This window comes from Pseudomonas sp. GW821-FHT02C04 (genome assembly GCF_059421845.1).
In genome coordinates, this window is the sequence record NZ_JBWKVT010000001.1 from 13,064 (window position 1) to 37,545 (window position 24,482).

Here is a 24,482-nt window from a genome sequence, read left to right on the forward strand (position 1 = left end):
GGGAGGGAGCCGACATGACACAGCCAACGCCGCGCTCCCGCGCCCTCGGCATGCACTTGATCCTGGTGCTGGTCACCTGCCTGCTTGGCAGTCAGGTGCTCATCGCCCATCAAGCGCTGCCCGAAGGCGCCAGCGAATCCGCCACCCCGTGGGGTGGCGACTATTTCCCCAACACCTTGCTGACCGATCAGGACGGCAAGCAGGTGCGCTTTTTCGAAGACCTGATCAAAGACAAGGTGGTGGTGATCAACTTCATCTTCACTTCATGCAGCGACTCCTGCCCACTGGAAACCGCACGCCTGCGCCAGGTGCAGAAACTGCTGGGGGATCGGGTCGGGCAAGACATCTTTTTCTACTCGATCAGCATTGACCCTTTAAGCGACACCCCCGAGGTGCTCAAGGCTTATTCGCAACGCTTCAAGGTTGGCCCAGGCTGGAAATTCCTCACCGGCGAATTCGAAGACGTCACCGACCTGCGCAAGAAACTCGGGCTGTTCATCGAGGGCGTCGACAACGGCCGCACCAAGGATCACAACCTGAGCCTGATCGTCGGCAACCAGAGCACCGGGCGCTGGATGAAGGCGTCGCCGTTCGAGAACCCGTGGATCCTTGCCGATCAACTGGCCAACACCCTGCAGAACTGGAAGCAGCCAAGCATCGAGGAAAGCTACGCCAATGCGCCGGACATTCGTCCGCCAAGCAACGGCGAAGAACTGTTCCGCACCCGTTGCGCCTCGTGCCACAGCCTCGGCCCGCAGGACGGCGAAGGCATCGGCATGCGCAACATCGGCCCGGACCTGATCGGCGTGACCCGCCAGCGTGACCCGGCCTGGCTCAACCGCTGGATCCGCGAACCGGATCGGGTACTGGCGGAAAAGGACCCGATCGCACTGCAACTGTTCGAACAATACGAGCGGATTCCGATGCCCAATCTGCGCCTGGACGAGCTGTCGGCGCAGTCGATCATCGACTTTCTGCGCGATGAAACCGAGCGTCAGCACCCCACCGCGCAGCCCTTGGCTGACGGGGCGTTGACGCCAATAAGTCCGGCCGCCAGCAGCGAAACGGTGAGTCGCATGCGCTAGCGGCTAAATAGCATCATTGAGTCCTGTATCACGGTCATTGCCACCTACACTCAGTCGTGAGGTGGCTGTAACCGGTTCGATACACAACGCCAGGGCACCCCCATGCAACGACTGGAAGAACAAAAAACACCTGCGCCGAATGTCGCGGCAGCAGCCATCAAGAGTTGGGGCGGACAGTTCAACCTGCTGCGCTGGTTCTCGCTGGCCAGTTTTTTCATCATCGCGGCGGTGGCGCTGGGGCTGGGCTATATCTCCACGCGTTTTGTGGTCACCGAGAGCGTGGAGCGCGATGCGTTGCTCACGGCGCAATTCGTCCAGGCCATCGGCGATGCGGAAATGCGCCACGCCGGCATCACGCCGCTGCGCACCATGGGCGAAATGCTCGATCTGCGTCAGGAAAAAAACTATCCAGATGTTGATCCTGTGGCCCATTCGGCGGCTCGTGCCGAATTTCTCGATCATGTCGAACACTTGCCGGACATTCTGCTGGCGACGGTCTACGCCCTGGATCGCTCGGTGATCTGGTCGACCAACCCGGAGCTGATTGGCGTGAAATTCGAGGACGATGACGAGCTGGACGAATCCTTCGAAATGAAAGTGCCGGTGTCCTCCAGCTATCACAAGATCGACGACGAAAAGCCCGAACAGAAGCTCTCGCGCGAACCCAAATACCTGTTCATCGAGAATTACATTCCGATGTTCAACGCCGACAAAAGCAAAGTCATCGCCATGGTCGAAATCTACAAGGAGCCGGCGGACTTGGTGGATCGCATCGATCGTGGTTTTGCTTCGATCTGGGCGGCGACGATCCTCGGTGGCGCGGCGATTTACCTGGGGCTGTTCTGGATCGTGCGCCGTGCTTCGACCTTGCTGCAGAGCCAGCAACAGCAACTGATCAGCAACGAAACCTTTGTCGCGTTGGGCGAGATGTCCTCGGCGGTGGCCCACAGCTTGCGCAACCCGTTGGCGACCATCCGTTCCAGCGCCGAACTGGCCCAGGAAGTGGCCAGTCAGAGCGCCCAGCGCAATATCGGCGACATCATCAGTCAGGTCGACCGCATGTCGCGCTGGGTGCGCGAGCTGCTGGTGTCGTTGCGGCCGATGAACGATGACGGTGAAGCGGTGGACCTGCTGGCGGCGGTCGAAGACACCCTGGGCGCGTTTGATGCGCTGATCCGTCGCAGCGGGGTCGAAGTGCGATTCAACCCGCAGGACTGCCCGCCGGTCGTCAGCCAAAGGGTGCTGCTGACGCAGATCCTCAATAGCCTGTTTGCCAATGCTCTGGAAGCGATGCCCAAGGGCGGCGTGCTGAGTGTCGACATTGAGACACCCCATGCCGGCCAGGTGTGCATGACCCTGGGCGACACCGGCAAAGGCATGAGCGCGCAGCAGCAACAGCTGGTGTTCAAACCGTTTTTCACCACCAAGCAGGGCGGCCTCGGGGTTGGCCTGGCACTGGTCAAAAGAATCATGGAGCGTTTTCAGGGCTCGGTCGTATTGACCAGCCGCGAGCAGGAAGGAACCCGCGTCAGTCTCAACTTTAAAGTGGCATCGGGAGGGGAATATGGAACACAGCATTCTGCTGGTCGAGGATGACGAACTGTTGGCCGACAATATTCAGACCTACCTGGAGCGCAAAGACTTCGAGGTGACGGTTTGCCATTCGGCTGAAGACGCGCTGGGGCAACTGGAAAGCTTCATGCCGGACATCGTGCTGACCGACAACTCGCTGCCGGGCATGAGCGGTCACGACCTGATCCAGAAGCTGCGCATCAGCGCGCCGGATCTGAAAGTGATCATGATGACCGGTTACGGCAATGTCGAAGATGCGGTGGTCGCGATGAAGGAGGGCGCCTTTCATTACGTCACCAAACCGGTCGCGTTGCCGGAGCTCAAACTGCTGCTGGACAAGGCTCTGGCCACCGAGCGGATGGAGCGCACGCTGTCGTTCTATCAGGAGCGCGAGGCGCAGAAATCCGGGGTGCAGGCGCTGATCGGTGAATCGGCACCGATGCAGCATCTGAAGAACACCATCGGCCAGTTGCTCGAAGCCGAGCGGCGCATGACCAACGGCGATCTGCCGCCGGTGCTGGTGGAGGGCGAGACCGGGACCGGCAAGGAATTGGTGGCGCGTGCGCTGCATTTCGACGGCGCGCGCAGCAAAGGCCCGTTCATTGAATTCAACTGCGCGTCGATCCCCGCCAACCTGGTGGAGTCGGAGCTGTTCGGCCATGAGAAAGGGGCGTTCACCGACGCCAAGGATCGTCGCGTCGGGCTGGTGGAAGCGGCCGACGGCGGCACGCTGTTTCTCGACGAAATCGGCGAGATGGATCTGGTGCTGCAGGCCAAACTGCTGAAGCTGCTGGAGGATCGCACCATTCGTCGGGTCGGCTCGGTGAAGGAGCGCAAGGTCAACCTGCGGGTGATCAGCGCCACCAACTGCAACCTCGAACAGATGGTGCAGCAGGGCAAGTTCCGCCGTGACCTGTTCTTCCGCCTGCGGATCATCTCGATCAAGGTGCCGCGCCTGTATGCCCGTGGCGACGACGCGTTGCTGCTGGCGCGGCATTTTCTCGCCAGCCACGGCAAGCGCTACGGCAAACCGAATCTGCATTTCAGCCAGCAGGCCGAAGAACTGCTGCTCAATTACACCTGGCCGGGCAACGTGCGCGAACTGCGCAACATGCTCGAACAGACCGTGCTGCTGGCACCGAGCGACACCATCGCCGCGCACCAGTTGAACGTGTGCATGAGCCTGGTCGACGAACCGCCGCTGCATCAGCATCACGAGGTGCCGCACTTCGAACCGCGCCCGGCGAGCAACACCGAGTCGATGAACCTGCCGGAGGTCGAGCGCGACATGGTGCGCAAGATGCTCGATAAGACCGACTGGAACGTCACCAAGTCCGCCCGCCTGCTGGGCCTGAGCCGCGACATGCTGCGTTACCGCATCGAAAAGCTCGGCCTGGCACGCCCGGACAAGCGTCAGTGGTAGACCGCGTTACTCCGTGGATTCGGCGGGCTCAGGCACTCCAGCAGGCACGTCGGGTCCAGCACCTCGTCATTGACGTAGATGCCGCGCTCGGCATCGTACGTGCGGATAAACACCCGCACCGTCGCATCGGCCACGGTCGGCAGTTGTGAATCGTGGAAGTCGTGGCGATCGGGGATCACCACGAAATCCTGCGGCGTGGTGTCATCGAACGGCCGGGGCGGCTGGGCATTCAGTGACGGCGGCGCCGGATGGGCGAAGGGCTGGTTCGGCCCGTAGTAATTGAAGTTGCTGTCGAGGGCTTGCGCCTGTGTGGCGGCGAGCAGACAGGCGGATAGCAGCAGCCGGTTGAACGTTTGCATGACGGCACCTGTGGAAGCGGTTTTCCCCAAGGCTATTAACTATAGCCGCCCGTTGGCTTACAAGTTCGCAACAATCTGGATCGGCAGTCTCAACTAGACTCGGGCCGCTCAATCAAGAGCATCGTCCGGAGTGCGCCATGGAAGTGCCAAACAACAAGAACGCCATCGAAAGCAATCGTCAGGCGTGGAACGATTCAGCCCGTCATCACCAGGATTCGCCCGACTGGCAGGCCTTGCTGACCGAGGTCGCCCAGGCTGATTTCTCCTGCCTCGACTCAACCCTGCGCGTTTTGCTGGAGCAGGTCGGTGTCGATGGCAAGGACGTCGTGCAACTGGGTTGCAACAACGGCCGCGAGAGTCTCTCGCTGTTCGCGCTGGGTGCGCGAAGTGTCGTCGGGGTCGACCAGTCGGCGGCGTTTCTCGAACAGGCCCGTGAGCTCAACAGCCGCTCGCCGCACAAGGCCGAATTCGTCGAAACCGATATTCATCACCTGCCCGAATCACTGCGCGGTCGCTTCGACGTGGCGCTGATCACCATCGGCGTCCTCAACTGGATGCCCGACATCGGCGAGTTTTTCCGTCATGTCGCCTCGACCCTCAAACCGGGCGGGCAACTGGTGATCTACGAAACCCACCCGTTCCTGGAAATGGTCGATCCCGACGCCGAGGATCCGTTTCGCCTCGCGACCTCGTATTTCCGCGAAGAACCGTTCGTGCAAGAGGAACCGATCGTCTACGTCGGCAAGGTCGAACAGCAGGCCGCGCCGTCGTACTGGTTCGTGCACAACCTCGGCGCCATCTTCACCGCCGCCCTCGAAGCGGGGCTGAACATCGCGCATTTCAAGGAATACCCGCATTCGAACCGGGAAGAGGCGTATGACCAATACCTGAACCGCGAGGCGCAGATGCCGATGTGTTTTACGTGGGTGGGGGTGAAAAACTGAAGTCCGAATTGAGCGTCATGAAGGCGGCCGATTGGCCGCCTTCTTCAATTCAAGCCTGCGCAGCCGCCGTCACCACCGGCCGCCCCGGTTTGCGCAGCGGTTCCAGTCGCGAACCTTCATAGCGCGTCTCACGGAAGAACCGCCACCTTCCAAACAAACCGTAGACGTGGGTGACGCGGCCCTGTTCGTGATAGCCCATGCGGATGTGCAGCTTCAGCGCCGGGATGTTGTGGGTTTCGCAGACGTCCACCACTTTGTGGCAACCCTGCGCGGCCATGGCTTGCCAGAGGGTGACTTGCACGTCCACCGACAGGCTGCTGCCGAAGTAGGCACGGGTCATTTCGCCGCCGAACTCGAAGAACTCGCCGGGTTTGACCGGGAATTCGCAGCCGTAGTAATGGCGGTCGTGGTAGTTGCGGGTACTGCCCCAGATGAAGCCCACTGCGTGGTCGTCTGCGTCGAGGTACATGTGCCCGGTGTGACCTTCGGCCGCGAGTTCGGCCATGGTCAGCACGCGGTCACCGAAGTGTTTGGCGAAGGCGCCGGTGTTGTGCGGCGTGATGTCGACTTTGCGCAGGCCTTCGTAAGGGCGCAGCTTGTGCGGCGGCACCGGGCTGATCAGGTCGCGCTCCATCCACAGCAGTTCCCAATGGAAGAACACGTAGCGTTTCCACAAGGTGCCGAAGGTGCGGCCCAGGCCTTTTTGCTTGATGCGTTCGCGCAGCTTTTCAATGACGCTCATATGCCCTCCGTGGCCGAAGCCCGGGTGTTTTTGTGGTTGGCTTTTGTGGGTATAGATCAAGCCTGCAAGTTCATTTCGAAGTGACATCTTCGAAAGTATTGCAAGTTGTGTAACTCAATCGAGTGCCGCGGCACCGCGCAGAAAATCCTTGTTCAGGTCGGCATAGGAGACCCGTGGAACGCCCGCCAGCCGCTGCTCTAACACGCGGCTCAGGGACTCTCCAGGTTGCAGATAGGCATCACCGAAATCAGCCCCGAGCTGATTCGGATGCGCGACGATTTCCAGCACACCGTCGGTCGGCGCAGGCTCGTTGCGCAGGTCGACCGGGGTGCAGACGTAATCCGCCGTCGCACCGGCCAGCCCTTGCAAGCGGCGGTTGAGCAAGCCTTTGAATATGCGTTTTGGCAGGCTGAGGTTTTGCCCCAGGTTACGTGCCAGTCGCACCGGTACGCCCTGGTGGGCGGCGAAGCGCGCGACGATCTCGCCGATCGGCCAGATGTTGTGCACGTGCTGATGGGAATCGATGTGGCTCGGGCGCACGCCATGATCGACACAACGTTGCCACTGCGCCTGCAATTCCTCCTGCACCGCCTCGCGATCCGCTCGACCGAGCCACAGGCTGTGCCGCGTCAGGTTGAGGTCGAACACACCCTGGCTGTCGCAGAAGGTGGGGCGGGCAAGAATCGCCTGGCTCAGCGGTCGGCCATACGTCAGGTTGAAATGCAGGCCGATCCTGCCCTCCAGCAAGTGATGGCGGGCCATCGCGCAGGCGGCTTCGAACGCCGGCATGTTGGCCATGGCCGTCGCAGAGCTGATGACCCCGGCCTGGAACGCACTGAAGATCACCGCGTTTTCGTTCGGGGTCAGGCCGAAATCGTCAGCGTTGACTATGACTTGGCGAGGCATGTTCGCCCTCCGTGGTGATGGCGGCGGGTTTGCCGACGGGTTGGGCGATCGCCGTTTGCCGACGTGCTCGCCACTGCTGCAGTTTCGGTTTGAGCCGCTGCCAGACGCGCAGCCCAAGCCCCAGCAACAGACCGCTCGGGCGCCAGGAGTAGAAGCTCCAGCGCCAGTGTTCCAGTTGCCCGGTCATGCGTTCGTGCAGTTGGTGACTGGAGTTTTCCAGGCTGACCCGCGAGGCATCGATCCAGCGCCAGTGATCGTCCAGGCCCCAGCGAATCCATTCCTCCAGCAACACCCGACCGCTGCCCAGATCGGCGTATTGCGGCAGGAACGCGAGGTTGTAATCGTAGAGCCGGCCCTGTTCGAGCAAACCGAGTCGGTAGCTGATGCAGCGCCCGTCCAGCTCCAGCGTGACCACGCGCACCAGGCCTTGGGCGGCGAGGGCGGTGAAGGCGCTTTCGATGCCGCGGCGGCTGCGTTCGCTGGCGAAGATGCCGACGCCTTCGTCGCCTTTCCAACTGACGGCCTCGACTTCGCTGATGGCTTGCAACAGCGGGCCCATGGTCAGGGCATCGGGAATGATTCGCCGCACGACAGCACCGCACGCAGCAATCCGTTTGCGCGCACGGCGCAGTTTGTAGCGCGGATCACCGGAGACTTCCTGAAGATCGGCGTCACTGATCAAGTGCACCGGCACCCGGCAACTCAAGCGCCGTTCGCCGGTCGAGCTACGCGCCATCCATTCGGTGAGGACGCTTTCTTCACCCGCCGGCTCAGACAGTTCGTTGAGCTGCAACAACGCGTGGGGCATCCGTTGGCGAATGAGCAACAGCGCCTGACGCAGGCTGTCGGCCTCAAGCACGGACAACAGCGCCAGGCGATCCGCCAGCGGATAACCGAGGTGATGCACCACGCCAAACGGTATCCCGGCAAAGCGTTCACGACTCGCCACCAACGGCAGGCACAGGCGCAATTCGTCCGCCTCCCAGCCCAGCAGAATGTGCAGATGCTCACTCGCGTCGAGTGTCTGCTCTGCCGCGATCAACCAGCCGAGGCTGTTGAACGGCGTGTGATCCGTCACCCGCAGGCGCAGCGCTTCATAAGCCGCTGCCGGGAAGTCAGGTGCGCACAACGAAGTGCGCCATTCGAATCGCGCCATAGGCTCAGGTCGCCGTTGCTGTGACGGAGGGGCGGGAAGGTTTGCGCAGCGCATCCAGACGCGAGCCGCTGTAGCGGGTTTCGCGGTAGAAGCGCCAGCGGGCGAACAGGGTGTAGACGTTCATGATCCGGCCCTGCTCGGTGTAGCCCATGCGCAGGTGCAGCTTGAGCGCCGGGATGTTGTGGAACTCGCAGACATCCACCACCTTGTCGCAGCCCTGGGCGGCCATGGCTTTCCACAGTTCCAGTTGCAGGTCCACCGACAGTTCGGTGCCCCAATAGGAACGGGTCAGTTCGCCGCCGAACTCAAAGAACTCACCGGGTTTCACCGGGAACATGCAGCCGTAGTAATGCCGGTCGAAATAGTCCCGGGCGCTGCCCCAGATGAAGGCCACCGCATCGCCGTGATCGTCGAGGTGCATGTGCCCGGTGTGACCTTCGTTGGCCAGCTCCGCCATGGTCCCGACGCGGTCGCCGAAGTAACGCGTGAAGGCACTGGCGTTGTCCGGCGTGATCTTCACGACCCGCAGCGGCGGGTAGGGTTTGAGGCTATGGGGCGGCACCGGGCTGACCAGATCGCGCTCCATCCACAGCAGTTCCTGATGGGAAAAGAAATAGTGCTTCCACACCTTGGCCAACGTGGCACGCAGGCCTTTCTGTTTAATTTGCTCGCTGATTTTTTGCAGAATGCTCATGGTCGTTGCTCCTGATGACGAGTCATCGCGCGGCACAGGCCTGCGCGGCGGAACATCAACGGACGGTTCATCAAGCGTTCCAGCTCAGAGAAAACAGGGTTTGCCCCGGCAGCTCGAAACGCACACGACCGTCCTGGCAGCGGAAGGGCGCGTCGCGGCTGCGGTTGTCGGCGCCGAAGTAGCGCAGGGCGCCATTGTTCAACGGGCACTTGGCCCCCGCCAGATCGACACGCTGCAACCGCGTGCCTTTGTTGACGCCCAGCAACCCGCGCTGATCATCGCCGGCCATCGCCAGCACATCGACTTCGAATGCATCGTTTTCCAGCCACAACACGTTGTGCAGCCAGTGCTGCTGGATGAACTGCTGGGCCAGGCCCACCGGTTTCAGTTCGAAGTGTTGTTCATCCGCCGAGACGCGCAACATGCCTTTGGGATATTCCGGCTCATCGGCGGCCTGGAACCAGTTGAGCATCGTCAGCAAGCCGTCCTGGGAGGCGTTGATCACCACTGAGGCCCACCACAGCGAGGTGTAATGGGTTTCCTGATCGTAGGGGCTCAGGCTTGAGCCGCTGGACAGATTGGTCTGATCCAGCAGCAAGGCCTTGCGCGGCTGGCCCTTGGCGTCCAGGCCGACCAGATCGGCGGCGCGGCGCACGCTGTCGCGGTAGACGCGGGTGGCGAGCAGGTCGCGGATCATCCATTCGTGCCACGCCAGTGCATCGACCTGATCGGCGGATTCGTCCAGCAGGCGCCGGGCCCAGTCGATGCCGCGTTTGTTTGCCGCGTTGTCGGCGAACGGGCCGTTGACCAGCCGTGAACTGGCCGGCATCGCGATGCGCACGCCGGCCCGGGCGTTGGCCGGATCGCTGCGCACCTGCCGGGCCATGCTGGTGAAGATCGAACGGTATTGTTCGTAGCTCGAATAGTTGAGATTGGGCTCGTCGGCAAAACCGATGTAGTGCGTGCCTTTGCCGCCAAGCAACTGCGTACTCGCGAGCCACGCATCGAGGCCGTTGTTGCTTTGCACATCGGCGCGCAGGTCGGCCTGACGCTGGCTGCCGGCGAGCAAAGTGATGTCCTGGCGAATGCCGAATCGGTCCTGATAGACCTGACGAAACGCATCTTCGAACTGTGGTTTTTTCGCCGTCACATCGACGAAGCTGTAGTAACTGGCGGCTGTCGGTTTCAGCGCATCGAGCGCCGCATGACTGGCGGGCGGCGGCATCACGTAGGGCAGGGCGATGCCCAAGTCCGGCGTGCGGCCGAGGACTTTGTCGTGCAGGGTCAGGCGGGTCTGGCCTTCGTCTTCGCGCAGCGGTTTGAGCTGCTGCGGATTCTGCGCGAACAGATTGACCGTGCCATCGAGCCAGAACGCTGCTTTGCCGCTGCCTTGCAGACGCAGGCGCCAGATTTGCTCGCGATCGCTGACCGGTAACGCGACCTGATCGAATTGCCAATAGGCGCGATACGGTTTGAGCGCCAGCGACAGCTGTTGGCCGTCGCCGACCCGCTGCGCTTGCAGGGCGCTGACGCCGCCGTGGAATTTGCCGGCGAGCACCGCGTGTTCACCCGGTGCAATCTTGAAAAACAGCTCATCGCCGTCACGGGTCTCAGCGCTGAAATGCACCTTGGCCGGGGCGAACAGCGCCACGGTGTTTTCGTCGTGCTCGACCCGGTAATTGCGAAAGCTGTAGCCGGGGATTTCCAGTTGATAACTCGCCGCGCCCGGCGCCAACGGCCAGCTCTGGCTGCCACGGGTTTCGCTGGCCTTGATGAAGCGGTTGCCCTGCAATTGGCCCTGGCCGTCGAGCAGGTACAGGTGCTCTTCGTTGGCGTCCGCCTGCCACGCCGGCGCCCAGCGCACGGTCACGGTGTCGGGGCGATCCGCTTGCAGGTACAGGCTGCCGTCGCGAATGTCGCCCCAGCGCATCGACGCCGCGAAGGCGTCCAGCGACAGACCGAGACCGAGCAGCAGGGCCAGGCGTTTCATGCGGATTTCCGTTGTAAAAAGCGACGCTGCAACATCAGCCACATCGGAGCGATGTCGGCGGGCAGGATGATCAGGGTTTGCCAGAACGGCACGCCGCTCAACCGGCAATACAACACCAGCATCGCCACGGTCACCGCCAGATAGGCAATCGACGATGCGGCTGCTGCGCCGACGATGCCGTAAGCCGGGATCATCACCAGGTTCAGGGCCAGGTTGAGCAGGGCACCGAGGCCCATCAGCAACGACACGGTGCCGGGACGATTCTTGCCCAGCAGGTCGAGCCGCAGAATGCTCGCGTAGCACAGGCCCAGCAGGCCCGGCAGCAACGCCAGCAGTGCCGGATACGCCGGTTGGTAGGCGACACCGAACAACGTGACGATCAACCACTCGCCGATCACCGCCATGGTCAGGCAGGCGCCGAGCATCACCGTGGCCGTCAGGCGCAGGGCTAGCGGGGTGACTTTGTCCATGCCTTCGTCCTGTTGCAGCAGGCGTTTCATCAGCGGGGTGGTCACCGCTTCCGGAACGATCAGCAGCAGTTCGGCGGCGGCGCTGGCCATCGCGTAATGACCGAGCGCGGTGCTGCCGAGCAGGGCACCGATGAACAGGTAATCGGAACGCAGAATCACTTGTTGGAACAGCAAGTCCGGATGGCTGCGGGCGCTGTAGCGCAGCAGTTCGTTCTGGCTGGCGCGATCCCATTGCAGCTGCAACGGCTGCGCACGCTTGAGCCAGACCCAACCGGCCAGCACCACCAGGCTGATCCCGGCCAGCCAACTGATCAGCGCGGCTTCCAGTGCCGCTTCCTTCCACATCCAGAACAGTGCGAGAAACAGCAACAGCGGTGCCAGGGATTCCACCAGACGCAAGGCGTTGAACGCGACCACGCCGCCGGACGCATTGTGCAACGTCAGCAAACCGCTTTTGAGCACGGTCAACGGCACCGCCAGCAGCAACAGCCAGGCCAACAGGCCGAGTTGCACGGTCACGTCCAGTTCACTGCCGAACTCGCGCACCAGTGCGACCACCAGTAAGGTCAACAGCCCCGCCAGCAGACAACCGAACACCAACACTTGAGCCAGCAACAACCCCATCGGCCGCTGCTTGGCGGCCTGATAGCCGACAGCGGAATTCAAGCCGCCACTGGTGGCCGCGCTGATCAGGTCGGGCAAGGTGCTGAGCAGTGCGAACAGCCCGCGCTCACTGGGGCCGAGGATTCGCGCCAGCAACACATTCCTCAGCAGGCGCAGGGCGATCATCGCCAGTTTGGTGCCCATGCTCAGCGCCAGGTGCTTGAGGTAACTGCCTCGACTCATGGTCGCGCCCCGCGAAAGATCCGCCACGACAGCAGTTCCGGGTTGCGCGCGGTGCGCTGGCTGACTCCGAAGCGTGGCAGATTCAGCGGATCACCCGCGCCGCGATAGATCCCGGTGCCGGTGCCGAGGGCGAACGGATAATCGTGGTTGGCAATCTGTTCGCGCACCCGTGCGTCGTTGTCGCCGTTGGGGTAGCAATACACCGGCAGTGGCCGGTTGCAGCCGTTGTTCAGGGCAGCGCGGCTGCGGCTGATTTCTTCGCTCAGGCGCACGTCGTCGAGTTGGGTCAGGATCGTGTGACTGGCACCGTGGGGGCCGAAACGCACCAGCCCCGAAGCTTCCATCGCGCGCACCTGATGCCAGTCCAGCGCCTGGGGCTGCGACTCTGGCGGGCACTCGTCGGTCAGGCGCTCGAGCATCAAAGGGTCAGAACTCTTCAAACCTTGCAGGTAGTGCAGCAACGTCAGGCTGCGACGATCCACATCGATGTCGTCCATCAGCACCGGCAGCGGGTGGTGAATCGCCTGCAAGCAGTCGATCAGGTGCATTCGCGGTTTTTCACCGTGGCTGCCCCACAGGGTTTCACCGATGCTTTCCCACCAGAAGCGCTGGCGGCTGCCGATGAAGTCGGTGGAGAGAAAAATGCTCGCCGGCACCTGATGTTTCTGCAGCAGCGGGAAGGCGTTGGCGGCGTTGTCGCGCCAGCCGTCATCGAAGGTCAGCGCCACTTGCGGGCGTTCGCTGCGCAGGGCGTTGGGCTGGAGGATTTCCATCAGCGGCACGCAATCGAAATGCTTGCGCAGCCACACCAGCAGATGCTCGAAGGCTTTCGGCCCGACACACAGTTCGTTGCGATGCGGCAGGTCGGCGGCGCGGTCGTTGGACAGCACCCGGTGCAACATCAGGATCACGCCTGCGCCGTGCAACTGGTTTCGTCCCACGGACGAGTTGAGATAGAGCCAGCCACTGGTGCGTTTTATCAGTTGTTTGATCGCCATGGCTCTATCCCTCTCAACGGTTTTGGTCAGGGTTCCACTGGGCGTAACGCTGGCCGCGCAGGAACTGCCACAGGCCGATGCTCATGCCGGCCAGTGTCACCAGCAGGAATGCCGCAAGGCGGAACGGTTTGGGTAAGCGGTGTTGCGAATCCAGCAGGCCGGCAATCGCGATGGCGTAACCCAGCAGTTGCGCGATCAGGCTCAGGCGATAGAAACCGTGGTCGTCCCACAGCCAGAAATTGCTCAGCAGCAACGGCAGTAAAAGAATCGGTGCCAGACGCCGGATCAATTTGTGGCTGATCAACGCAATCGAATACAGCCCGTGCTTGAGCGGATTGAGCAGTTCGCTGCGCTGGGCCAGGCTTTGCAAGCCGCCGACGGTGACGCGCTGGCGCCGGCGGAACTGTTTGTCCGCTTCATCGACGCCGTGGTCGATCACCTGCGCTTCGGGCACGTAAACGATGCGTTTGAACTTCACCGGGGCGCAGGTGCTGATGAAGAAGTCGTCGTTGACCTCCGCCGGCACGTCCTCGAACAGTTCCCGGCGCAGGGCGAGCAACGCGCCATCGGCCGAGACCATGCAACCGGTGCGGTTCTCGACCCGTCGCAGCCAGCCTTCGTAATGTCGGTACAGGCTGTCGCCGACACTCAAGCCGCCGCCGGTGACCGGGATCACCATGTGCCCGGCGCAGGCGCCGACCTGCGGATCGCTCAAAGGCGCGAGCAGGTAGCCGAGGGTTTCCCGTGACCATTGGTTGTCGGCGTCGGTGAACACCAGAATGTCCCCCGTGGCCAGCGCCGCACCGGCATTGAGCGTCGCGGCTTTGCCCTGACGCGGCAGGTCGAGCACGGTGATTCGCGGGTCGACGACCTTGTGCGCGCAGGCCACGGTGTCGTCGGTGGAACCATCGCTGGCCAGGATGATTTGCAGGGTGGCCGGCTGATAATCCTGGGAAAGAAGCGAACGCAGCTTGTGTTCGATATGCCGCGCCTCGTTGTGCGCGGCGATCACGATGCTGATGTTCAGCGGCGGCGCCGGGCTGTGTCGCCACGCCGGGAACAGCGGCGCCAGCAGCGTCAGCAGCAACGGGTAGCCGACATAGGCGTACACCGGCAGCAGCAGGCACATCCAGAAAATGAACTCAGCCACGGGCAGGCCTCCTGGCATTCCAATGACACAGACTGAGAATGAACGCGGCACCGGCCAGGTGCAGGCGCACCCAATGCAGCCCCCACAATTGCAGGGTCAGACCGAGGTCATGCTGTTGGCGACTCTGACGGATGCTGAGCACCAGCGCCGGTATCGTGGTGATGGTCACCATGACGGCGGCGTGATGGGGGAAACCGTTGAGCAGCGCGGAAATCGCCAGCAGATCCAGCAGCCACGCGGCCAGCGACAGCAACGGAAAACGCAGCAACCGCAGGCTGAAACCGTGGGTGCGCAGCAGTTGCAGGTGACTGCCCTGGCGCCACATTTCCTTGCCCATCCATTCGCGCCAGTTCATCTCGTAGCCCCAGTGCAGCGCCACGCTTTCGTTGACCGACAGCAGCCGCGCCCCCTGTTCGCGCTGGCGCAGGGTGAATTCTTTGTCTTCGCCGGTGCGCAGGGTTTCGTTGAACCCGCCGACCTTGTCGAACCAGCGCCGACGCATCAGCAGGTTGGCACTGGGCAGCCAGTCCACGGCGTGGGCGGCGTGGGTGATCGGCCGTTGGGTGCGGCGTTGCCAGGCCACCGCGTACCACGGCGCGGCGGCGGGGGTGTGCAAGTCCAGCCCGAACACATCGGCGTGGTTTTCGGCCTCGAGGGCGAACAGGCCGGTGAGCCAGTCTTCAGGCATCTCGATATCGGCGTCGATGAACGCCAGCCATTCACCGGTGGCGATGGCGGTGCCGCGATTGCGCAGGGCACCGATCAGCAGGCCCGGCATGATCAGCACCTGTGCGCCGAACTGGCGGGCAATCTGTGGGCCGTCATCGCTGGAGCCGTTGTCGACCACGATCAGTTCGCACTCGACACTCGCCGCGTGGGCGGCTTTTTGCGCGGCCAGCAGGGTGCGGCCAATGTGCCGGGCCTCGTTGAACATCGGAATGACAACACTGATCCGGCTCATGCCCGGGCCTCCGTCAACGGTGCTTGCTCGGCTTTCAGGCGCAGGACACTGGTCAGCGCGAGCATGATCCACACGTACTTCTGATTCGGTGCACTGAGAAACATCAGGAACAGGGTCAGCGACAGGAAGCTCACGCCGAGGTGAGTCATCAAGTCCGCTTGATTCCAGTCCCGTCGTTGCATCCAGGCGCGACGGGCGCGGATCAGGTTGTACAGGCCCAGGCCGAGCATGCCGACGAACAGCAGGCCGGCGGGAACCCCCAGTTCGCTGAAGATTTCCAGGTAGGTGTTGTGGGCGCGGCGGTACAGGTCGCCGATCTTGCGGTTGGCGGAAAACGCCTTGGCGTAACCGGTGGTGGCGTAGTGCAGGGGGAAGGTGCCGGGGCCGGAACCGAGCAGCGGATTCTCACGGATCATCTGGCTGCCGACCACGATGTACGAGGCACGGCGACCGAGGGATTCATCATCGTGGCCACGGGCACCGGCGCTCAGCACGCTCAACGACTGGATGCGCGCGATGTAGCCGGCGGGCATCGCATAGATTGCCAGTGGAATCACGATCGCCAGGCCGAGCATCGCGAATCCGAGGTGACGCGGACGAATCCGCGACAGTTGCGCGCGGTAGTGCCAGCAACCGATCACCAGACTCAACGCCAGCACCACCAGCCCGGAGCGGGATTCGGTCTTGGTCATGCCGCCGAGCAACAGCAGGCAGCACGCGCCCCAGAACAGCCGGTGCAGCAGGTTCGGGCCGCGAATCACCAGCAATAGGCCCAGCGGCACGGCGAATGCGATCAGCAGGGCGAAGGCGTTCGGGTCTTCGAGCAGGCCGGCGGCGCGGCCCTGATCCTGGAATTTGGTCGAGAACATGGCCATGGCGCAAGTGGCGCTGACGCTCAGGGTCACCAGCCGGGCGAACAGGTCGAGGTTAAGCTCGCGGCCGATCAACAACGTGATGACGAACAGAATCAGGCCGACGCTGAGTTCGCGCAAATGCCCCAGCGACATGCCCAGGTCATCGGTGTTCAGCAGGCTCAGGAAGTACAGGACCATGAACCAGATCAGGTAACGCCAGATGTTGCTGCGCAGGCGTTCCGAAGGAATCTGGTGCATCGCCAGTTGCAGCATCAGGATCACCGCCAATGACGCGCCGATGAGCTTGCTGCCGGACAGCGAACTGTCCTTGAAGAAACCCTCGAACGGCACCAGCGCAGCGATGCCGAGCAGCCCCCAGGTCGGCTTGCGGTAAAGCACCGCGAACCCCACCAGACCGAGCACCGCGCCCGGCGCCAGATAGGGCCATGGGCTGGCCAGCAAAGCGATGCAGACCAGACCCAGCAGACTGACGATCGAGAGCGGGAAAATCATGCGCGTGCCTCCCGTGCCGTGCGGATGTACAGCTGCGACCAGCGTTCGGCCAGGGCCTTGAGGTCGTAGCGGTCCTGTTGCGTGCGTTTGGCGTTGTCGCGCAGCTTGCGCGCCAGCGCGGGTTGGCTCAGCAGCGTGTCGAGCTGGCGGGCGAGGGCGCTGCTGTCGGCCGGCGCGGCCAGCAGGCCGTTGTGCCGGTCTTCCAGCACATCGGGAATCCCGCCGACCGCGAATGCCACCACTGGCACCCCGGTCTGCATGGCCTCCAGCAGAATCATCGGTGTGCCCTCGGTGCGCGAGCTGATCACCAGCGCGTCGAGTTGCTGCCACCAGTGGCGCATGTCGGTCTGATAACCCGGCAGACGAATGCGCTGTTGCAGCCCGGCGGCGTCGATTCGCGCCTGAAGTGCCTCGCGCTCCGGGCCGTCACCGAGCATTACCGCGTCGAGTTGCGGATGTTGATGACACAGCGGGATCAGTGCATCGAGAAACAGATCCGGACCTTTCTCGCTGCTCAGTCGGCCGACGTACCCGGCGAGCCAGCGCTGATGATCGACCTCCGGCATCCGTTCAGCGACAGCTGCCGGCAGACCGTTGGGGATCACTTGCAGCTTTTCTGCGCGGACGCTTGCCTGACGGTGCAGCACCGCAATGCTCTCGGCCACGCACACCACTCGATCCACCGAGGCGGTGCGGCACAGTTGCAGGCTCAGCCAGGTGTAGAACTTCTGCTTGCGGCTGCGCGGGGTAAAGCCGTGTTGAGTGATCACCAGTGGTAGACGCAACAGCGTGGCACCTACCCAGCCGAACAACAGGCCCTTGAAATTGTGGGTGTTGATCAACGGACGCTCGGCCCGGCGCTGGCGCAAATGCCCCAGTAAGGCGCCGAGCCCGGCGCAACCTTGGGCATCGACGCCCGCCGCGCGAAAGCGCTCGATCAGTTCCGGCGGCGCATCGAGAAACAGCACCTGATGCTGCCCCGGTGTCGCCAGGCAATGATCCAGCAACATCCGCTCGGCCCCATAGAAGCCGCCACTGCTGAGTAAATGAATGATCGGCAGGGCGGCGTTCGGGGAGGACGGGGTGCTCAATTGCGCACCCAGTGCACGAAGCTTGGCACGGTCCAGTTCTTGTGCGGATTACCCGGCTGAGTGCTCTGGTCGTTGATCACCAGCAGCACCGGCAGGCCCAGCTCGTGGCTGATTTGCGCCGGGTGTTTGAAGCGGTGATCGAAGAACTCACGCACGTAGACCAAAGCAATCGCCAGCAGCAGACCGGTGAACAGGCCGAACGGAATGATCAGCAGCGGTTTGGGGAACGCCGCTTCGGTCGGTTCGAACGGAGGGCTCAGGACCCGGGCGTTGGACAGGTCGTCGTTCAGCGAACGGGTGGTGCTGCTTTCGGCAAAACGTTGGGCGTAGGTCGAGAACGCGGCGTGCAGGGCGTCGATTTCGGTATCCATCTGCCGCAGCTTGCTCTGGGTCTGCTGCAACTCGTGGATCCGCGCCTTGAAGTCGGCGATGCGCGCGGTTTTCTGATCGATCACCTGCTGGACCACGGCCAGGTCGTTGGTGCGCTCCTGAATGCGGTTGCTGACGATTTTGAGGAACTGTTGGCGAGTCCGGGCGATCTGCTCGCGAGTCAGCAGCATCGGCTCGCTGCCCGGCTGGAACACTGCCAGATCGTTCATGTAGCGGCTGACCTGGGTGGTCAGTTGTTCGCCCAGTTGTTTGACTTCCCTGTCCTCGAACGCCACGTTGTCGACGGTGGTGGTGAAGGTGTAGGGGAAGGTGTAGTCGTTGAGTTTGTTGTTGCTGGCGGCGGCCAGGCTGGTTTTCAGGTATTCCAGCCAGCGTTGGCTTTGCAGCAGGCGATCCTGATACAGGTTCAGCGCCTGTTCTTCGGTGTTGATCGCGTTCAGGCGGAAGGTGATTTCTTCCTTCGGATCGGACGCGCCGACACTTTCCAGCAACGCTTGCCGGTTGCCTTCCAGGCCATCGAGGCGCACCTGATACAGGTGTTTTTTCGATTCGTAGAACGACTGCGGCAGGTCGATCGATTGCAGCGCCTGACGGCTCACCAGATAGTTTTGCAGCAGGGCGGAAACGAACGTCGTGCCTTGATGCGGATCGGGGAAGCTGTAGACGATCGAGATCACGTTGGAGCCGGGCAGGGTCTCGATCTTCAGGCTGTCGATGGCCTGTTGCGTCAGCGCATCGAGGGCGGTGTCGCGCACCGGATCGGTTTCAAGGCCCAGCAGGTTGCGCAGCGGGTTGATCAGGTACTGGCGCAGCGGCGAGGTGATGTAGCGCTTGAACGGCTCGCCGATCAGCCGGGCGAAGACGCCGGGCGACGGGGTGTACTCACCCTTGTCCCGCAGTTCACTGATGGTCTGACGGATCAGCGCCGGCGAACGCAGGATGTTGCTCTCGGTTTCCATGTCCGCCAGCGACGGCGGAATGAACGTGGCGTTGTCCACGGTCAGCGACGTGGTGGCGTCGCCCTGGGAGAGTTTTTTCGACTGCACGATCACCTGGGCGGTGATATCGAAGCTCTGTTTGAGCACCAGCGGCAGCACCAGCGCAATCACTGCAAAGATCAGGAAGACACGCTTCACCAGTTGCTTGTTGGCGAAGAAGATCCTGAAGAACTCATGCAGGTAGTTTTCCTTTGGATTCATGTCAGGTCACCCGAGAGTCAGTTGTTGTTGCTGCCTTTGTTGTCGACGCGATAGCCGAAGCTGAAGCCCACGCCCTGGAACAGCACCACATCGGCCAGTTGCCTTGCGAGTTCGCCGGCGCTGGCCAGTTTGGTTTTCGGCACGTAGAGCATGTCGTCCGGTTGCAGGTAGGCGATCTGCGAGGCATCGCCGGACAGCGCCTTCTCGACGTCGTAACGCACGGCCTGCACCTGATTGCCGTTGCGGCGCATGATCACCACGGAATCCAGGCGCGCCTTGACGTTGGTGCCACGGGCCAGGGTCAGCGCTTCAAGCACCGAGACCGGCCGACGGATCGGGTAGGAGCCGGGCTGGCCGACTTCACCCAGCACATAGATCTCGTTGCCGGCGGTGGACTTGAGCAGCACGTCCACGGTCATCCGTCCCGGCAGTTGCGCGTAGCGTTTGTTGAGGAAGGTTTCCAGTTGATTGACGGTCATGCCTTGCAGCGGCACGGCGCCGATTTCGGGGAAGCTCGCGTAGCCGTCGGTGCCCACGGTGATCTCGCGGCTCATGCCGGTGGCCGGGTGGTTGAGGGCGCTTTTCAGGTTCTGCTCGTTGGTCAACGGGCTGATGATCTGCACGGTCAGCTGATTGCGATTGGGCTGGAACAGCTGCTTGCGCTGGTAGGCGCGCTGGATTTCCTGGCGTGCTTCGTCACTGGTCAGCCCGGCGATTTTCACCGAGGTGTTGGCGCCCGGCAGTTCGATGGTGCCGTCCGGCAACACCAGCTGGTTGCCGTTGAGCTGGCTGGCGGCGGTGAAGTTCAGGCCGATCTGGTCACCCGACTGCACGCGGTAGGCGTCCGAGCCGCTGGTGCTGATGTGGAAGATCACATCCAGCACATCCTGCGGGCGCAAGGTCTGTTCGACCTTGGGCATGTCGGTGGCCTGGGCGTTGGCCGGCGGGGCGGTGAGGATATTCACCGGCATGGTCTGGGTTTCCGAGTTGCTGGAGCAACCTGCAAGCGGCAGCATCAGCAGAACCAGTATCTTGGCGTTCATGGCGTCATCCCTCGCGTTTGCTTACAGGTTTTTGTAGAGCCATTTGGGCATGTAGTACTTGCGCCGGTTGAACACGCTGCCCACCACTTTCGCCCCGGCCTGGGTCAGCCGTTGCACCGCGGCCTGGGCGACTTCCCAGCGGGTGTCCTCGGCACGTACCACGAACACCACGCCGTCGACCTGAGTGCTGATGACCAGGGTGTCGGCGGCCGAATACACCGCATCGCCGTCGATCACCACGAAGCGGTACTGGCTGCCCAACTGGTCGAGCAACGGGCTCAGACGCTCGGCGGTCAGGTGCTCCATGGTGCGGATCGGCCGGCCGTTGGGCAGCACGTGGAACGGCAGGCTCGACACCTGCACCACGCAGTCCTGCAACAGCGGCGGGCTATCTGGGTTGAACAGCAAGTCGCGCAGGCCGCGCTCCTTGCTCAGGCTCAGTTGCTGGGTGAGGTTACCGGCCGACTGGCTGGCATCGACGTAGAGCACCAGGCCGCTGCTCATCTGCGCCAGTTGACTGGCCAGGGCCAGCGCGCTGGTGGTCGTGCCGGCACCGGGGTTGGCGGCGGTCAGGAACAGGATCCGCAGATCCAGGTCCAGCACGGTCGAGGTCAGGTTCGACTCGCTGGGGCTGGCAATGCTCAGGCTTTTGTTGGTTGAACCGTCCATTAGCTTGCTCCGTGGCCGCTGAATACTTTGAAAGGGGTTTTCAACAGAATCTTCAGATCAAGCAAAAGGCTCTGCTCGGCGATGTAGCTGAGGTCCAACTCAACGCGCTGGTCGAAGTCGATGTTGCTGCGTCCGGAGATCTGCCACAGGCCGGTCATGCCGGGGTAGATCGCCAGGCGCGCGAGGTGACTGTCCTTGTAACGGTAGGCGTTGAACGAGGTCGGGCGAGGGCCGACCAGGCGCATGTCGCCGGTCACCACGTTGATCAGGTTGGGCAGTTCGTCGAGGCTGGTGCGCCGCAGGAAACCGCCGATCCGGGTGATGCGCGGGTCCTTGTCGATCTTGAAATCAATGGCGTCGGCACCGTGCTTGTTGAGGTGGCGCAGCGACTCTTTCAGCTCTTCGGCGTTGGCGACCATGGTGCGGAACTTGAACATGCCGAACTTGCGGCCGCGGTAGCCGGTGCGTTTCTGCACGAACATCACCGGGCCTTTGCTGGTGAACTTGATGGCGAGCGCCAGACCGATCAGCAGTGGGGAAATCATTACCAGAATGACCAGCGCGCCGAAGCACGCCACCACCCGATTGGTGCGGGACAATTGCCACGGCCGGCCGCCCTCGCGACCGGTCACCCAGCCCTGGCCCTGGCGATGGATCGCCGCGTCGAGGCGCATTCGCTGTTCCGGATCCATGCGTTTGTCTCGAACCAATTGTTGGATCGGTACACCTTTCTCATGTCCAGTCATGCAGTCCTCCGCTGATGGTCAGCCGCGAGCGGCGCGTGGGCGATAGGCCGTGGGGTAGTAGTCGCGATACCAGGCGATGAAACGCCCCAGTCCTTCATCCAGCTCGATCCGGGGCTGGAACCCGGTGGCCTGGGCCAGATCATCGGTGTCGGCACAGGTGTTGAGCACGTCGCCCGGTTGCAGGGGCAAGAGCTCGACCACGGCTTTCTGACCGAGGTGCTTTTCCATCAGCGCCAGGTAGGTTTTCAGTTCCACCGGATGGTGGCCTCCAATGTTGAACAGGCACCACGGGGCCATGCTGCTGCCCGCGTCGGGGTGCTCGCGGTCCCATTCCGGATGGTTGTGTGGCGGGTGGTCGGTGAGGCGCGCGATGCTTTCGACAATGTCGTCGATGTAGGTGAAATCACGCTGGTGCCGACCGTAGTTGAACAGCTTCAGAGGCGTGCCTTCGGTGATGGCGCGGGCGAACTGGATCGGCGACATGTCCGGCCGGCCCCATGGCCCGTACACCGTGAAAAAGCGCAGCCCGGTGCAGGGAATCCCGAACAGGTGGCTGTAGCTGTGGGCCATCAGTTCGTTGGCTTTCTTGGTCGCGGCGTACAGCGACAGCGGGTGATTGACGCCGTCATGCACCGAATACGGGATGTGCTGGTTGGCGCCGTACACCGAACTCGACGAGGCGTAGATCAAGTGTTCGACCGGGTGATGCCGGCAGCACTCCAGAATGTTCAGGAAGCCACTGAGATTGCTGTCCATGTAGGCCCGTGGATTTTCCAGCGAGTAACGCACCCCGGCCTGCGCCGCGAGGTGGATCACCACTTGCGGGCATTCACGGACGAAGAGGGCGTCGACGGCGGCGGCATCGGCGAGGTCAACCCGGGCGATCTGGAAATCACCGACCTGATCGCGCACCCATTGCACGCGATCCAGTTTGAGCTGCGGGTCGTAGTAGCCGTTGAAGTTGTCGAGGCCAACCACCTGATGCCCGTCGCGCAACAGTCGCAGCACGCAATGGGCACCAATGAACCCGGCCGCACCGGTGACGAGGATTTTCATGAGCGCAACCCGTCAGGCGAGATGTGCCGCAAACCGATGCCGCTGTAGTGCAGACCGGCGGCCGCCACTTGTTCGGGGTTGTAGAGGTTGCGTCCGTCGATGATTACTTTCGAGCGCAGCTTGTCGGCCAGCAACTCGAAGTCCACCACGCGAAAGTTCTTCCACTCGGTGCAGATCACCAGTGCGTCGGCGTCTTCCAGGGTGTCGTCGCGGGTGGCGCACAGGTGCAGGTCATCGCGGTATCCGTAAATGCGCCGGCACTCGGACATCGCTTCCGGATCGTAGGCCTGGACGCTGGCGCCTTCGGCCCACAGCGCGTCCATCAGATAGCGGCTGGGGGCTTCGCGCATGTCATCGGTGTTCGGCTTGAACGCCAGACCCCAGACAGCAATCGACTTGCCGGCCAGACCTTGCGGGAATTGCGCCTTGAGTTTGCTGAACAGGATGTGCCGCTGGGTGTCGTTGACGTCGGTGACACTGCGCAGCAGTTTCAGCGGCATGCCGTTGTGCTCGGCGGTGTGCAGCAGGGCGCGCAGATCCTTGGGAAAGCACGAGCCACCGAAGCCGCAGCCGGGGTAGATGAAGTGATAGCCGATGCGCGGGTCGGAACCGATACCCTTGCGCACCGCTTCGATGTCGGCGCCCAGCAGTTCGGTGAGGTTGGCCAGCTCGTTCATGAAGCTGATACGGGTGGCGAGCATTGCGTTGGCCGCGTACTTGGTCAGTTCGGCGCTGCGGTTGTCCATGAACATCAGTTTTTCGTGGTTGCGGCAGAACGGCGCGTACAACTCGCTCATCTGCGCCCGTGCCTCATCGTCCTGAGTGCCGACGATGATCCGGTCGGGGCGCATGCAGTCGGCGAGGGCGCTGCCCTCCTTGAGGAATTCGGGGTTGGACACGATCCGCACGTTCAGGCCGCTTTTGCCGCGCCGGTGCAATTCGTCGTTGGCGGTTTTCAGCACCTGGTCCGCCGTGCCGACCGGCACCGTGGATTTGATGATCAGCGTGCGATCGGCCTCCATGAAGCTTGCGATCTGCCGCGCCACATTGAGCACGTGACTCAGGTCGGCGGAACCGTCCTCGTCAGCCGGAGTGCCCACCGCAATGAAGATCAACTCGGCGTGTTCTACGGCATCGCTGGCCTGGGTGGTGAACAGCAGACGCCCGGCCTTGATGTTTTCTTCCAAAGTTGCCGATAGACCCGGTTCGCTAATAGGCGGTACAGCCTGTTGCAGTTGTTTAATCTTGTTCGGGTCAATATCGACGCACAACACACGATGTCCGACATCGGCGAGTGCCGCAGCTTGAATCAGGCCAACATAGCCCGTACCAAATACGCTCACGTCCATATTGGCGTGCCTCGTAAGACGGTGGAGGAAGATCGAATTGGAACTGTCAAAAGGGGTATAGCGCAGCGTGGGGAAAGCATGTCAGCAAAATGACATGTTGCAGGTGTATAACACCCCCAATTCTGGGGGCGATTGGCCATCAAGTACTTGCTGTATCTGGATTTGTCCCGTCCTTGACATGTTTTTCACATTTCAAAGAAAACGATAAACGGTCGTAGGCCACAAAATACAAGGCCTGTAACGACTTGGGTGTGTCAGTTTTGAGTCAATGTTTTT

At 62.3% G+C, this 24,482-nt stretch carries 22 protein-coding genes; 4 read left to right on the plus strand and 18 right to left on the minus strand.

Translation table 11 applies throughout. From position 1 onward, the window contains the following. Window positions 1–14 precede the first annotated feature (14 nt). The 3 genes from AC07VV_RS00055 to AC07VV_RS00065 all read left to right on the plus strand — a co-directional run bounded on the left by AC07VV_RS00055 (window position 15) and on the right by AC07VV_RS00065 (window position 4,080). Window positions 15–1,085 carry an SCO family protein gene (locus AC07VV_RS00055; RefSeq protein WP_495034742.1) on the plus strand — a complete coding sequence of 357 codons (1,071 nt, stop codon included), beginning with the start codon at window positions 15–17 and terminating at the stop codon, window positions 1,083–1,085. 102 nt (window positions 1,086–1,187) lie between these two features. After that, a complete protein-coding gene (locus tag AC07VV_RS00060; RefSeq protein WP_495034743.1) occupies window positions 1,188–2,681 on the plus strand; it encodes a sensor histidine kinase in 1,494 nt (497 codons plus the stop codon). Beyond that, the gene (locus AC07VV_RS00065) at window positions 2,650–4,080 is read left to right on the plus strand and encodes a sigma-54-dependent transcriptional regulator (protein WP_495034744.1); all 1,431 of its coding nucleotides are present in this window, start codon (window positions 2,650–2,652) and stop codon (window positions 4,078–4,080) included. Before AC07VV_RS00060 ends, AC07VV_RS00065 begins: the two co-directional genes overlap by 32 nt. Here the strand turns inward: AC07VV_RS00065 and AC07VV_RS00070 are convergent. Further along, on the minus strand, window positions 4,071–4,439 hold the full coding sequence (locus AC07VV_RS00070) for a hypothetical protein (RefSeq protein WP_096821338.1): 369 nt from the start codon (window positions 4,437–4,439) through the stop codon (window positions 4,071–4,073). The two genes, AC07VV_RS00065 and AC07VV_RS00070, sit on opposite strands and share 10 nt — an antisense overlap. A 137-nt stretch (window positions 4,440–4,576) precedes the next feature. Here AC07VV_RS00070 and AC07VV_RS00075 point away from each other — a divergent pair, with 137 nt between their 5' ends. Further along, window positions 4,577–5,383: a class I SAM-dependent methyltransferase gene (locus AC07VV_RS00075; RefSeq protein WP_495034745.1), complete on the plus strand. Its 807-nt coding sequence runs from the start codon at window positions 4,577–4,579 to the stop codon at window positions 5,381–5,383. Between the two features lie 49 nt (window positions 5,384–5,432). Here the strand turns inward: AC07VV_RS00075 and AC07VV_RS00080 are convergent, their stop codons facing one another. The 17 genes from AC07VV_RS00080 to AC07VV_RS00160 all read right to left on the minus strand — a co-directional run bounded on the left by AC07VV_RS00080 (window position 5,433) and on the right by AC07VV_RS00160 (window position 24,206). Next, window positions 5,433–6,125 (minus strand): GNAT family N-acetyltransferase, encoded by a 693-nt coding sequence (locus AC07VV_RS00080; protein ID WP_495034746.1) that lies wholly within the window; start codon window positions 6,123–6,125, stop codon window positions 5,433–5,435. Window positions 6,126–6,239: 114 nt separating this feature from the next. Further along, window positions 6,240–7,031, minus strand: a complete 792-nt coding sequence (locus tag AC07VV_RS00085) for a ChbG/HpnK family deacetylase (protein ID WP_495034747.1) — start codon at window positions 7,029–7,031, stop codon at window positions 6,240–6,242. Continuing rightward, the gene (locus AC07VV_RS00090) at window positions 7,003–8,187 is read right to left on the minus strand and encodes a GNAT family N-acetyltransferase (protein ID WP_495034748.1); all 1,185 of its coding nucleotides are present in this window, start codon (window positions 8,185–8,187) and stop codon (window positions 7,003–7,005) included. Before AC07VV_RS00090 ends, AC07VV_RS00085 begins: the two co-directional genes overlap by 29 nt. 4 nt (window positions 8,188–8,191) lie before the next feature. After that, window positions 8,192–8,881 (minus strand): N-acetyltransferase, encoded by a 690-nt coding sequence (locus tag AC07VV_RS00095; protein ID WP_495034749.1) that lies wholly within the window; start codon window positions 8,879–8,881, stop codon window positions 8,192–8,194. A 70-nt stretch (window positions 8,882–8,951) separates the two neighbouring features. Then, window positions 8,952–10,871, minus strand: coding sequence for a hypothetical protein (locus tag AC07VV_RS00100; RefSeq protein WP_495034750.1), 1,920 nt, complete (start codon window positions 10,869–10,871; stop codon window positions 8,952–8,954). After that, window positions 10,868–12,187 (minus strand): lipopolysaccharide biosynthesis protein, encoded by a 1,320-nt coding sequence (locus AC07VV_RS00105; RefSeq protein WP_495034751.1) that lies wholly within the window; start codon window positions 12,185–12,187, stop codon window positions 10,868–10,870. Before AC07VV_RS00105 ends, AC07VV_RS00100 begins: the two co-directional genes overlap by 4 nt. After that, window positions 12,184–13,185, minus strand: a complete 1,002-nt coding sequence (locus AC07VV_RS00110) for a polysaccharide deacetylase family protein (protein WP_495034752.1) — start codon at window positions 13,183–13,185, stop codon at window positions 12,184–12,186. Before AC07VV_RS00110 ends, AC07VV_RS00105 begins: the two co-directional genes overlap by 4 nt. A gap of 13 nt (window positions 13,186–13,198) precedes the next feature. Further along, window positions 13,199–14,335 carry a glycosyltransferase gene (locus AC07VV_RS00115; RefSeq protein WP_495034753.1) on the minus strand — a complete coding sequence of 379 codons (1,137 nt, stop codon included), beginning with the start codon at window positions 14,333–14,335 and terminating at the stop codon, window positions 13,199–13,201. After that, window positions 14,328–15,296, minus strand: a complete 969-nt coding sequence (locus AC07VV_RS00120; protein WP_495034754.1) for a glycosyltransferase — start codon at window positions 15,294–15,296, stop codon at window positions 14,328–14,330. The genes AC07VV_RS00115 and AC07VV_RS00120 overlap by 8 nt, the downstream gene beginning before the upstream one ends. Next, on the minus strand, window positions 15,293–16,663 hold the full coding sequence (locus AC07VV_RS00125) for an O-antigen ligase family protein (RefSeq protein ID WP_495034755.1): 1,371 nt from the start codon (window positions 16,661–16,663) through the stop codon (window positions 15,293–15,295). The genes AC07VV_RS00120 and AC07VV_RS00125 overlap by 4 nt, the downstream gene beginning before the upstream one ends. Then, window positions 16,660–17,754: a glycosyltransferase family 4 protein gene (locus AC07VV_RS00130; protein ID WP_493066704.1), complete on the minus strand. Its 1,095-nt coding sequence runs from the start codon at window positions 17,752–17,754 to the stop codon at window positions 16,660–16,662. The genes AC07VV_RS00125 and AC07VV_RS00130 overlap by 4 nt, the downstream gene beginning before the upstream one ends. Continuing rightward, on the minus strand, window positions 17,751–19,343 hold the full coding sequence (locus AC07VV_RS00135; RefSeq protein WP_495034756.1) for a GumC family protein: 1,593 nt from the start codon (window positions 19,341–19,343) through the stop codon (window positions 17,751–17,753). Before AC07VV_RS00135 ends, AC07VV_RS00130 begins: the two co-directional genes overlap by 4 nt. A 17-nt stretch (window positions 19,344–19,360) precedes the next feature. Next, entirely contained in the window at window positions 19,361–20,386 is a 1,026-nt protein-coding gene (locus tag AC07VV_RS00140; protein WP_495034757.1) for a polysaccharide biosynthesis/export family protein, read from the minus strand. Window positions 20,387–20,407: 21 nt separating this feature from the next. Beyond that, window positions 20,408–21,055 carry a CpsD/CapB family tyrosine-protein kinase gene (locus AC07VV_RS00145; protein ID WP_096821352.1) on the minus strand — a complete coding sequence of 216 codons (648 nt, stop codon included), beginning with the start codon at window positions 21,053–21,055 and terminating at the stop codon, window positions 20,408–20,410. Then, window positions 21,055–21,801 carry a sugar transferase gene (locus AC07VV_RS00150; RefSeq protein WP_096821353.1) on the minus strand — a complete coding sequence of 249 codons (747 nt, stop codon included), beginning with the start codon at window positions 21,799–21,801 and terminating at the stop codon, window positions 21,055–21,057. Before AC07VV_RS00150 ends, AC07VV_RS00145 begins: the two co-directional genes overlap by 1 nt. Before the next feature lie 18 nt (window positions 21,802–21,819). Continuing rightward, window positions 21,820–22,857: an NAD-dependent epimerase gene (locus AC07VV_RS00155; protein WP_495034758.1), complete on the minus strand. Its 1,038-nt coding sequence runs from the start codon at window positions 22,855–22,857 to the stop codon at window positions 21,820–21,822. Continuing rightward, complete coding sequence (locus AC07VV_RS00160; protein ID WP_495034759.1) at window positions 22,854–24,206, minus strand: UDP-glucose dehydrogenase family protein; 1,353 nt, start codon at window positions 24,204–24,206, stop codon at window positions 22,854–22,856. The genes AC07VV_RS00155 and AC07VV_RS00160 overlap by 4 nt, the downstream gene beginning before the upstream one ends. Window positions 24,207–24,482: the final 276 nt, after the last annotated feature.